Origin of the sequence: Rhizobacter sp. (genome assembly GCA_021153565.1) — a bacterium.
Taxonomy (GTDB): Bacteria; Pseudomonadota; Gammaproteobacteria; order Burkholderiales; family Burkholderiaceae_C; genus Albitalea.
This window is the reverse complement of sequence record JAJKJU010000367.1, coordinates 1-10337: the sequence shown is the minus strand read 5'-3', so window position 1 is coordinate 10337 and position 10337 is coordinate 1. Positions and strand designations below refer to the sequence as shown.

General features: G+C 62.4%; 10 protein-coding genes. 4 read left to right on the top strand and 6 right to left on the bottom strand.

The features are described 5' to 3' along the window. The 3 genes from AC30NL_RS22580 to AC30NL_RS22570 all read left to right on the top strand — a co-directional run. A partial coding sequence (locus AC30NL_RS22580; protein ID WP_489466227.1) for a glycoside hydrolase occupies positions 1 to 1294 on the top strand: 1294 nt, incomplete at its 5' end. 927 nt (positions 1295 to 2221) lie between these two features. Next, positions 2222 to 3574: an SGNH/GDSL hydrolase family protein gene (locus tag AC30NL_RS22575; RefSeq protein WP_489466226.1), complete on the top strand. Its 1353-nt coding sequence runs from the start codon at positions 2222 to 2224 to the stop codon at positions 3572 to 3574. 483 nt (positions 3575 to 4057) lie between these two features. After that, the gene (locus tag AC30NL_RS22570) at positions 4058 to 4222 is read left to right on the top strand and encodes a hypothetical protein (RefSeq protein WP_489466225.1); all 165 of its coding nucleotides are present in this window, start codon (positions 4058 to 4060) and stop codon (positions 4220 to 4222) included. Between the two features lie 207 nt (positions 4223 to 4429). On the opposite strand, the gene AC30NL_RS22565 is transcribed toward AC30NL_RS22570, so the two are convergent. Further along, positions 4430 to 4906: a hypothetical protein gene (locus AC30NL_RS22565; RefSeq protein ID WP_489466224.1), complete on the bottom strand. Its 477-nt coding sequence runs from the start codon at positions 4904 to 4906 to the stop codon at positions 4430 to 4432. A gap of 59 nt (positions 4907 to 4965) precedes the next feature. Between AC30NL_RS22565 and AC30NL_RS22560 the strand changes: the two genes are divergently transcribed. After that, positions 4966 to 5262, top strand: coding sequence for a DUF167 domain-containing protein (locus AC30NL_RS22560; RefSeq protein WP_489466223.1), 297 nt, complete (start codon positions 4966 to 4968; stop codon positions 5260 to 5262). A 144-nt stretch (positions 5263 to 5406) separates the two neighbouring features. Here the strand turns inward: AC30NL_RS22560 and AC30NL_RS22555 are convergent, their stop codons facing one another. From AC30NL_RS22555 to accB, 5 genes are all read right to left on the bottom strand, one after another. Beyond that, a complete protein-coding gene (locus AC30NL_RS22555) occupies positions 5407 to 6312 on the bottom strand; it encodes a carbohydrate kinase family protein (RefSeq protein WP_489466222.1) in 906 nt (301 codons plus the stop codon). A 54-nt stretch (positions 6313 to 6366) separates the two neighbouring features. Then, positions 6367 to 7323: a zinc-ribbon and DUF3426 domain-containing protein gene (locus AC30NL_RS22550; RefSeq protein WP_489466221.1), complete on the bottom strand. Its 957-nt coding sequence runs from the start codon at positions 7321 to 7323 to the stop codon at positions 6367 to 6369. Beyond that, positions 7320 to 8222 (bottom strand): 50S ribosomal protein L11 methyltransferase, encoded by a 903-nt coding sequence (prmA, locus tag AC30NL_RS22545; RefSeq protein WP_489466220.1) that lies wholly within the window; start codon positions 8220 to 8222, stop codon positions 7320 to 7322. Before prmA ends, AC30NL_RS22550 begins: the two co-directional genes overlap by 4 nt. Positions 8223 to 8232: 10 nt before the next feature. Beyond that, positions 8233 to 9582 carry an acetyl-CoA carboxylase biotin carboxylase subunit gene (accC, locus tag AC30NL_RS22540; RefSeq protein WP_489466219.1) on the bottom strand — a complete coding sequence of 450 codons (1350 nt, stop codon included), beginning with the start codon at positions 9580 to 9582 and terminating at the stop codon, positions 8233 to 8235. A gap of 120 nt (positions 9583 to 9702) precedes the next feature. Next, positions 9703 to 10167, bottom strand: a complete 465-nt coding sequence (gene accB / locus AC30NL_RS22535) for an acetyl-CoA carboxylase biotin carboxyl carrier protein (protein ID WP_489466218.1) — start codon at positions 10165 to 10167, stop codon at positions 9703 to 9705. Positions 10168 to 10337: the final 170 nt, after the last annotated feature.

Sequence of the window (10337 nt, the reverse complement as noted above, 5' to 3'; positions counted from 1 at the left end):
TTCACCTTCACCTTCACCTTCACCTTCACCTTCACCTTCACCTTCACCTTCACCTGCGCCTGCGCCTGCGCCCGCCCCTGACTTCGCCGTCAAATGGACGGATGTCCACCAGACGATGGACGGCTTCGGCGCCTCCGATGCCTGGCACGGCGCGTTGACCACCGCTCAAGCCGACCTCTACTTCAGCCCCACTTCGGGCATCGGGCTGTCGTTGCTTCGCATGGGCATCGGCCCGGATGGCGGTACGTTCTCCAACTGGAACAACGCGAAGCTGGCCATAGCACGAGGCGCCCAGGTCTGGGCTGCCCCCTGGTCGCCACCGGCGAACCTGAAGACGACGGCGGACCTCAATTCCGGTTCGCTGCGCGCTGATGGCTACGGCACCTGGGCCACGACGCTGGCATCGTTCGCGAGCAACTTCAACGCCAACGTCGGTACGCCGCTGTACGCGATCTCGGCACAGAACGAGCCGGATTTCGACACCAAGGGTGCCTATGACATGTGCCTGTTCAGCTTTCCTCAGATGGCGTCTTTCGTCGACCAGCTGGGCCGAGCCATTGCCGCGCTGAACCTGCCCTCGCCGCCGAAGATCATCGCGCCTGAAGCGGCATCGTGGGGCAACCTCTGGAATTACAGCGCCGCCATCGATGCCGATCCCGTCGCCCACGCGAGCGTTGGAATATTCGCATCTCACCAGTACGGCGGGGTCAGCAGCTATAGGCCACTGGCCGCGCCCTTGTGGGAGACCGAGCAATCTTCATTCGAGGCCTTCGACCCCTCCATCGTGCATGCACTGAAGGTGGGGGCCTGGATCCACGAGGCCATCACTTCAGGCAATGTCAGCGCCTGGCACTACTGGTGGCTCAACGGACTCAATGATGACAACGAAGGCCTTATCGGAAGGAAGGGCGATTTCCAATTGACCAAGCGGCTGTTCGCCCTCGGCAACTATGCACGTTTCGTGCGTCCCAGCTGGGTGCGGATCGGCGTAGATGGTGGCGTGGCAGGGACGCTCGTGACCGCATTCAAGAACCCCGCGTCGGGTGACTTCGCGATCGTCGTCGTCAATTCCGGCAGTGCCACGATGCGAACGTTCTCGATCACTGGGGCCAACGGCAATACCGTCTCGACCTACGTGACGGCCGACACCGCCCTGGGTGCCATTGGCACCGACGGCAATCTTTCGCTCGGCTCCTCGTCGCAGCAGGTGCCGGCGTCCATCGCAATCGCCCACGGCCAGTTAACGGCGCCGCTGCCGCACGGCATCGTGACCTTCGTCGGGATCGCCCGCTAGCTACCCGACCTGCTTCATTCGCGCGCGACCGCCATGGAATCCTGCCCCGCCCCAACGTCTCTTCTTGGGATGCCCTCAAGAAACGGAAATTTCTGCACGTCAAGCAGGGTGAGTCCAAAGACTCTCCAATTCCCGCCAGTTTTCGGCGTGGTTCAAGTCAGGGTTCCACTTTCCTGATCGCCGTGGCGCGGCGCGGCGTGGGGCAGGCGAAGCGGGGGTGTCGACGTGCCGGCCTGACGTCCGCCCCGAAGGGCGCGGCGCAGGTCCTTCTCAATCCGTCACGATCCATGCAAGACCGCTGAGGCTCGCGGCCTCAGCGTGCTCGCCTGTGTTACCCCGCCGAAACTGAACCACGCCGAATCCTTACCCTGGGCCAAGGAGGCGCCAATGCCTTACTGCAGGTGCGTGGCGCCGTGCTCAACGGGCACGACGTTCGCAACTTCAAGCGCTGGTTCCCGCCTGGGCAACGGATCGAAGTGCTGGAACTGCGGGCCGCCGCCACGTAGCTTCATGTCCCCGTTTTTATCCGCTCTCGTGTGAATAGGCTCACGCTTTGGCCGGGGTGCGTCACATCTCCATCATGACTTGCATCGACCCGGCACCGACGATGAACACCTCCGAATTCAAGCGCACCCGGTGTGGGGTCGTATCGCATCACCCACTGGCGCGCATGCGGAGTTTCGTTCGGACGATCTGGCCGGCGACGAATGGATCCGTTCCGAGCGCGTGATGTTGCTTAAACGGCAAGGCGTTGCCTTGGAAGGGGTTCAGTACCATGACAAATCATGCTCATTCATCTAGGAATTGGGTCTCCCAACGGTCCTTGATTTTTGCTCTGGGGGGCATCTTTTTCTCCTTGGGTGCATCTGTCCAGGCGGCCACCGGAGACGGCTCTCTGACGGATTCCAACCTCACGTACGTCGGGCGATGGGACAAGAGCGACAGCACCACGTACAGGAGCTATTGGGGGGGGCCTATGTGAGCACGAAGTTCACTGGGACCACGGTCAAGGTCAAGCTCACCGCCCCAGTCAATTTCAAGTTCATCATCGATGGAACGCTCGCCACATACTCGCCCTCGGGCTCGGACGGAACAATCAATCTGACATCCACGCCGCTGGCCAACGGCACCCACACGCTGAAGGTCATCGCCCCCATCGACGAAGGCCAATTGCCGTTCAAGGGCCTGGTTCTGGATGCGGGCGCATCGACGGTGGCGCCTGGCACCCGACCGTTGGTGGAGTTCGTTGGCGACTCCATCACTGCGGGGTATGCGACCAGCGAAGGGCCGGTGACGGACTATGCCTGGCTGACGGGCGAGGCATTGGGCGCCGACCATACGCAGATCGCTCATTCAGGCGCCGGCTTGGCTGATGGATACCATTATTCGGGCAGTCATGCTCTTGGGATGGAGGTGGCCTACTTCAAGCTCAAGTCCATCGATGCATGCCCGGATGCTCCGGCCTGCGCGACCGATCCGGCGTGGAACTTTGCGAATTACACAGCGAAGGTGGTCGTCATCAACCTCGGGACGAATGACAGCAATTTTGGTGTTGGTTCGGCCGATTTCCAAAGTCGATATACCGCCTTCCTCCAGAACATCCGGGGCAAATATCCCAATGCCGACATCTTTGCGATGCGGACGCTTTACGCCTACTACGCGACGGAGACGGAAGCTGCGGTGAATGCCCGGTTGAGTGCCGGAGACACCAAAGTGCACTACATCAACACCGACGGTTGGGTGATCCCGTCCCCTTCAACGGACTTCGCCGATTACTCTCATCCGAGCGACGCGGGTCACGTGAAGATCATGAATCGTCTCGTCCCGATCCTGCAGCCGTACCTCGGTGGCGGAGTCAACCTGTTGAGCAATCCCGGCTTCGAGAATGGGATGAGCGGCTGGGGAGTTTGGCCAGCGGGGCATGCATATACCGAAGCGTGGGGCGCGAACGCGCACTCTGGCATTTCCCATTTGACGCACTGGGGCGCGAACCCTTACTACGTTACGACCTACCAAGGCCTGACCGGCCTGAGCAATGGGCTGTACACGGTCAAGGCGTGGGTGGCAGGCGCTGGGGGCCAGAGACAGATGTACGTCAAGAACTTCGGCGCAGGCCAGCAGACCGTCGACCTTCCGAATTCCCCAAACGCATACACGCAGGTCGTCATCAGCAACATCAACGTCACCAACGGCATGGCCGAGATCGGGTTCTTCTCGAACGATCCTTCGGGCAACAACAGCTTGCTCTATGTCGATGACGTGACGTTCTACAAGCAATAGGCTGATCAGGGGAGCTGTTGCGGGCGCTGTGCTCTTGGGCAGCACAGCCGCCCCCGGGAAGATCTCGACGGCAGCCTGGCGCAGCGTCATGCTCGGCGTCGAACGCCATCACTGCTCGCTATGAACCTGCCGCCGACCCGCCACGAGAACAAAGCAGAGGAACACTGCATTCGCTTCGGTCGGTTCGAGGTCGACCTCGAGGAAGTGCTGGCCGACGGATCCCGGTCGCGATTGAACCGCAGCCCCGCAGGCTGCTGCAGTACCTGTACCTGATCCGCCACCGGAACCGGGTGGTGTCCAAGCAAGAACTGTCCGAGGAAGTGTTTGGCCGGTCGCAGCCTGGTTGCATGAAGAGGCCGGCCGATATGCCTAAGCCGCTCGCCTGCTCGCGCAGATCGGGGATACATCGGCCAACTGAGCCCACGGAAATCAGATGAGCACACCGAAGAAAGATTGCACGCGTTTCGCCGAAGGTGACGCGGCGTGACGTCGGGTACGGTCTTGCCGGCCGTGACGGCCGACGCACTGGTGGGCGCGGCCGCCAGCGTGCGCAGCGTCTGGGTCAGCTCGCTGGCGCCGCGCCGCGTGCGCCGGGCCGTGAAGGAGAGCGGGCAAAAGTGTGGGAGGCCTGAGCTCACGCTGCCGTAGAGGAAAACAATTTCGTCACTTTTGTGCCGATAAAAGTGTCAATCGGTGGCGAGCAATGCACCCAATCGCCCGCAAACCCGCATGCAGCAAGGCTTTTCGGCTCGAGCACAATGAATCTGTCACTGAGCGCGGGCGAAGCCTCGCCGGCAAATGAAAGTGTCACCCCGCGAGGTCCGCCCAAGATCGGGCCGGCTTCGTGGCCGCGTCTCAGCCGTAGAACATGCGCCTGATGGCGTCGCTTGCCCGCTTGCCCCGCTTGGGCAGCGGGCGCCGATGCAAGAAGCTGGTCGACGAATGCGCGTAGGAGCGGCGGCACTGTGCGCAGCGAAAAGGCGCGTCGAGCAAGCGTGCATCGATGCGGTACTTACTGGTGGCGCCACAGCCGCGGCGCGCCGTGTCGAGGCCGTAGCCGTGCAGCGGGCACTGCGGCTCGTAGCCGAACTGATGCACCACACTGTGATAGCCGCGCGACATGCAGCGAGGGCAGAACCGCAGGTGAGGGCACCACTGGCGCGTTGAACCCGGACGCGGCATGGCACCACGTACGGCCCTCAGCGGTACGCCAAGGGTGCGAGCGACGTATCGGACGTCGAGCTCGGCCGGCGTGGCGGAGATACCCTCGTACGGATCGACCGGCCTCTTGGCAATGTGTCCCACGACCACGTGGCCGGCCAATCGATTCATCCCCTCAATATAAAGAATTCAACTCTGGTTTCAGGCCAATGGAATGTGACTGGTCCTGCTTGCGGCGCGAACGTGATGCCGTGGTCTTCGACGTCAGCGTCGTGCCTGGTGCAAAGCGGACCGAACTCGTCGGGCTGCATGATGGCGCCTTGCGTGTTCGCCTCGCAGCGCCACCCGTCGATGGCAAGGCCAACGACGCGTTGATCGTCTGGCTGGCGAATGAGCTGGGTGTTACGCGCCGCTGTGTCAAGCTGCTGCGGGGCGCGTCGTCGAGACGAAAGCAAGTGCGCGTTGAAGTCTCGATGCTTATCGCTCGGGCGTGGCTCACGCGTAGCCTACCGCCATCCGACAGTTGACGCTGTGACCTTGTGAAAGCGTAGGCAAGCGAAGCGTGCCTACACGGTTTTCGGTCAAGTCAGATCGAGGGCAGTCCGCCTTGGCCCATTTGAAAGGCCCGGGATGCACGGACGTTCGCTTTACCGCCCTACAAACAAATCGTCTCAGGCGATCAGGGTCGTGGCGTCGAACGTGTGGTTCTGTCCCCCGCGGCACGCGATCTTGAGTGCACCGATCTTGTTGCCCAACGCGATGCAGCGCTCCAGCGGCCAGCCGCGCTCTAGCCCGAACAGCAGCGCACCGCGAAACGCATCGCCGCATCCCGTCGGATCCACCACATCGGTCGCGGCCACACCCGGCACGTGCGTGCGAACGCCTTGCTGCCACAGGTCGCAACCTTGGGCGCCCAAGGTCACGATCACGCCCTTCAGATGCGAGCTTGACAGCGACTCGAGTGTTTCACCCGTCCGCTCGCACAGCATGCGCCCCTCATAGTCGTTCACGGCCACCCAGGTGGCCTGCGAGACGAAGCGCTTGAGATCATCGCCGTCGAACATCGGAAGGCCCTGGCCCGGATCGAAAACGAAGGGCACATTCGCCGCTGCAAGCTGCTCGGCGTGCTGGAGCATCGCGTCGCGGCCGTCGGGTGCCACGATCGCAACTCGGATGTCATCGCGCGAGGGCACCGGAGTCATGTGCGCCGACTGCATTGCGCCAGGATGAAAGGCGGTGATCTGATTGTTGTCGGTGTCGGTAATGATGATCGCCTGCGCGGTGTAGCTGTCGTCGATGACGCGCACGTGCTCAGTCGACGCACCCCAGGACTTGAGTCGCTGCAGATACTCCTGCCCGTCCGACCCGATGGCAGCAAGCACCAACGGTTCCCCACCCAGCTGGCTCAAGGTGTAGGCAATGTTTCCTGCGCAACCACCGAACTCTCGGCGCAAGGTCGGCACAAGGAAGGACACGTTCAGGATGTGCACCTGGTCGGGCAGGATCTGCTGCGCAAATCGACCTGGAAAAGTGGTGATGGTGTCGAACGCGAGGGATCCGCAGATCAATGCCGGCATGGGGCACTCCGATTGAGATGAGAAGTTGAAGAAGAGGCCGCCGCGACGCCAGACTCACGGGTAGAAAATTTCGACGGTGTAGCTCGATATGCGCGGATTGCCGGCCGTCAACAGAACTTCCAGCGGGGCTTCCGCGCCCGGCGCAATCACGCTGACAGGCGCGCGGAAATCTGCAGGATGCAGCGCACGTCGGGCGACGAGTTGACCGGCGGTGTCGGTGAGCGTCAGGTCGATGGAGGGCATGCTCACAGGCAGCGGCCCACGATTGCGTAATGTGACTGAGAGCTTGAACGAGTCGGTGCCGACGGCCGCAGGCGTGAATGAGCTACTTTCGACCGTCACGTCATCGATGCGGCGCGGCGCCTCTATGCTGCAGTCCGCCAACACACACCACGCAGCGAGCGTTGGTCGAAACTGTGGCCACTGCGCGGAAATCTGGTCGCGGAAATGGTGGCTCCATTGCAGCACAAAGGCCGCGAAAAGGACGACCCCGGCAAGCGACAACAGGATGCGGGCGAGCGGCGAGCGCCAAAGCGCTTCGCGCTCGGCGTGTCGCACAAACGCAGGGAGCGTCTTGCGTGCGTGCCTGGAATTTTCGAGATGGTCGTTTGGCACCGGTTGCCGGTGCCCGCCTTCGTCTTCACTCAGCAGTGCAGTGTTGAACTCTGCGTCCGCGAAGTCGACGCGAAAGCGCTCGTCGACTGCCTCCGCCGGCGTCTGAGCCACATCTTCCTGCTCGGGCCGAAAGAAGCGCGACGCGATTCGGTCTTCTTCGTCGAGATCGGCGGCGGTATTCGCGAGGTCGCTATCGCGTTTGGGCGCCTTGTCGACATCGCCCGGCTTCCATGGCGGTGGCTGGTCGTGGTCGAGATCGAAGAGGCCTTCGAGCGCGTTGAACACCTCGTCGCAACGACCGCAGCGCACCCAGCCTTCGGAGACCTTGAGCTGGTCTTGCACCACACGAAAGATCGTGCCGCACGCGACGCAGCGCGTGGCCATGTTCGAGCTCATGGAGCCTTCTGCGCGGTCATGAGAATCCAGCCGTCTTCTGTGTCGCTAACCTCGAGCCGGCACCAAGGCGCATAGGCTTCCATAAGCTCATCGGCCTGACGCTCGAGAATGCCGGCGAGCACGAGATCGCCGCCATCAGCGAGGTGGCCGCAGAGCAAAGGCGCGAGCAATTTCAAAGGTGTGGCGAGGATGTTCGCGAGCACGAGGGGATAGTTGCCCACGGCCGCGTCAGGCAAGCCGGCGCTCAGTTGAACCCCATTGGCCTTCGCATTGGCGAGCGTCGATTCGACCGCCGCTGGATCGATGTCCACCGCATCGATCTCGCGCGCCCCATGCAAGGCCGCGCCGATCGCGAGGATGCCTGATCCGCACCCATAGTCGAGCACGCGTGTCCACCGAGCTGAACGCACTGCCGACTGCCACGCAATCCAGCGCAGGCACATGCGTGTGGTCGGATGCGTGCCGGTGCCGAATGCGAGCCCGGGATCGAGACGAATCACCTTCTGCGCCGCCACGGGGGGGGCGTGCCAGCTTGGCACGATCCAGAAAGTCGGCGTGATCTCGACCGGTGCAAACTGCGATTGGGTGAGTCGCACCCAGTCCTGGTCCTCGACCTTGCTGAGTGACTGCACGTGCACGTCACTTGCCCAGTCCTGTGCCAACAACAAGGTTGCGGCCTCGGTCGCTTCTACTTCCGTCTGGAAGAGCGCACGCAGCACCGACCGTTGCCAACCGCCGCGCGGCGCAGGCATGCCGGGCTCGCCGAACAGCGCGCGCTCGGCCCCCGTGTCGGCGTCGGCGTCTTCCACTGACACCGACAGTGCATTCAACTCGAAACTCAAGGCGTCCGACACCGTCTCGACGGTGTCTTCCGGTGCCATCAGGAGCAACTCGACCATGCGCGAACGCCTACCGTTTGTGCGTGCCCATCCAGCCTTCGAGATAGTGAATGCTGGTGCCGCCCTCGGCGAATTTCGGATCGACCATCAACTCGCGGTGTAGCGGGATGTTGGTCAGGATGCCTTCGACCACCGTCTCCGACAAGGCAATGCGCATGCGGGCCAGAGCCTGCTCGCGTGTGTCGCCGTGGACGATGATCTTGCCGATCATCGAATCGTAGTTGGGCGGCACGAAGTAGTTCGTGTAGGCATGCGAATCGACGCGAACGCCCGGGCCGCCCGGTGGATGCCACATCGTGATGCGTCCCGGTGAGGGGGTGAACTTGTACGGGTCTTCGGCGTTGATGCGGCACTCAATGGCGTGGCCGCGCATCTGGATCTGCCGTTGCGCAAATGGCAACTTCTCGCCTGAGGCAACGCGGATCTGCATCTGCACGATGTCGATGCCTGTCACCAGTTCCGTTACCGGATGTTCCACCTGCACGCGGGTGTTCATCTCGATGAAGTAGAACTCGCCGTTTTCGTAGAGAAACTCGAAGGTTCCGGCGCCGCGGTAGCCGATGCGCTTGCACGCTGCCGAGCATCGTTCACCGATCTTCTCGATCACGCGGCGCGGAATGCCCGGTGCCGGCGCCTCTTCGATGATCTTCTGGTGGCGTCGTTGCATGGAGCAGTCGCGCTCCCCCAGCCACACTGCGTTCTTGTGCGTGTCGGCCAGCACCTGAATCTCGATGTGGCGCGGGTTCTCGAGGAACTTCTCCATATAGACGGCAGCGTTCCCGAAGGCGGCCCCCGCCTCTGCCCGTGTCGTCTGCACCGCGTGAATGAGCGCCGCTTCGGTGTGTACGACGCGCATGCCGCGCCCGCCGCCACCGCCCGCAGCCTTGATGATCACGGGGTAGCCCACGGCCCGCGCGATTTTGATGATCTCTTTCGGATCGTCAGGCAGGGCGCCTTCGGACCCTGGCACACAGGGTACGCCCGACTTGATCATGGCCTGCTTGGCCGCGACCTTGTCGCCCATGGCGCGGATGGCGTCGGGTGTCGGGCCGATGAAGGTGAAGCCGCTGCGCTCGACACGCTCAGCAAAATCTGCGTTCTCGGAAAGGAACCCGTAGCCCGGGTGGATGGCTTCCGCGTCGGTCACCTCGGCCGTCGCAATGATCGCGGGCATGTTGAGGTAGCTTTGCGCCGAGGGCGCCGGCCCGATGCACACCGCCTCGTCGGCGAGCTTCACGTACTTGGCGTCGCGATCTGCTTCTGAATAGACGACAACCGACTTCACGCCCAGTTCACGACAAGCCCGCTGGATGCGAAGTGCGATTTCGCCTCGATTCGCTATGAGTATTTTTTTGAACATAGTGCCTCGGCTCAATCGCTCTTGCGGACTGTGCCTGCAGCGCAACGTGGCTGCGCCGAAACGCCGTTGGCGTTGTGGCCTCGATTGGCAATCAGAATCTTCTTGAACATCGAGTCAATCTCACTCGATCATGAAGAGTGGCTGGCCAAATTCGACTGCCTGCCCGTTCTCGCACAGGATGCGAGTGACCTTGCCCGACTTGTCGGCCTCGATCTCGTTCATGATCTTCATCGCTTCGATGATGCAGATCGGCTCGCCTTCCTTGATCTCGTCGCCGACTTCGACAAACGCCTTGGCTCCAGGGCTGGACGCACGATAGAAAGTGCCGACCATCGGAGACTTCACGACATGGCCGGCCGGTTCTGTGGGCTCGGTCGGTGCTGCGGCAATGGCAGATTGGGCGGACGTCTGGACGGGCGCCGACTGAGCGGCCAGTTGGACGGCGGGCATGTGCATGGGCTGCGCGACTGCGGCAGGGTCGGCCTTGACGATGCGCACCTTGCCGTCGGCTTCTGTAATTTCCAGCTCGGAAATGTTCGACTCCGACACGAGGTCAATCAATGTCTTCAGCTTGCGAAGGTCCATGGGGGGCTCCAACTCATTGGTTTTGCGCGAGACGGTCTTCGCCGTTCGCAAGGGTCCGGGCTCGTGCGGGCCTCAGAGGCTGAGAGTTTTTCGAGCGTGCCCGAGCAGCACGTCAAAAGGCGCCTGATCTAGGCGCAAAGCGCAGCCATAGCCCGGGCTATGGCGAGCAT

Coding starts and splice junctions, on each gene's coding strand:
- AC30NL_RS22575 (WP_489466226.1), top strand. CDS start 2,222: ATGGGACAAGAGCGACAGCACCACGTACAGGAGCTATTGGGGGGGGCC.
- accB (WP_489466218.1), bottom strand. CDS start 10,167: ATGGACCTTCGCAAGCTGAAGACATTGATTGACCTCGTGTCGGAGTCG.
- accC (WP_489466219.1), bottom strand. CDS start 9,582: ATGTTCAAAAAAATACTCATAGCGAATCGAGGCGAAATCGCACTTCGC.
- AC30NL_RS22550 (WP_489466221.1), bottom strand. CDS start 7,323: ATGAGCTCGAACATGGCCACGCGCTGCGTCGCGTGCGGCACGATCTTT.
- AC30NL_RS22565 (WP_489466224.1), bottom strand. CDS start 4,906: ATGAATCGATTGGCCGGCCACGTGGTCGTGGGACACATTGCCAAGAGG.
- AC30NL_RS22555 (WP_489466222.1), bottom strand. CDS start 6,312: ATGCCGGCATTGATCTGCGGATCCCTCGCGTTCGACACCATCACCACT.
- prmA (WP_489466220.1), bottom strand. CDS start 8,222: ATGGTCGAGTTGCTCCTGATGGCACCGGAAGACACCGTCGAGACGGTG.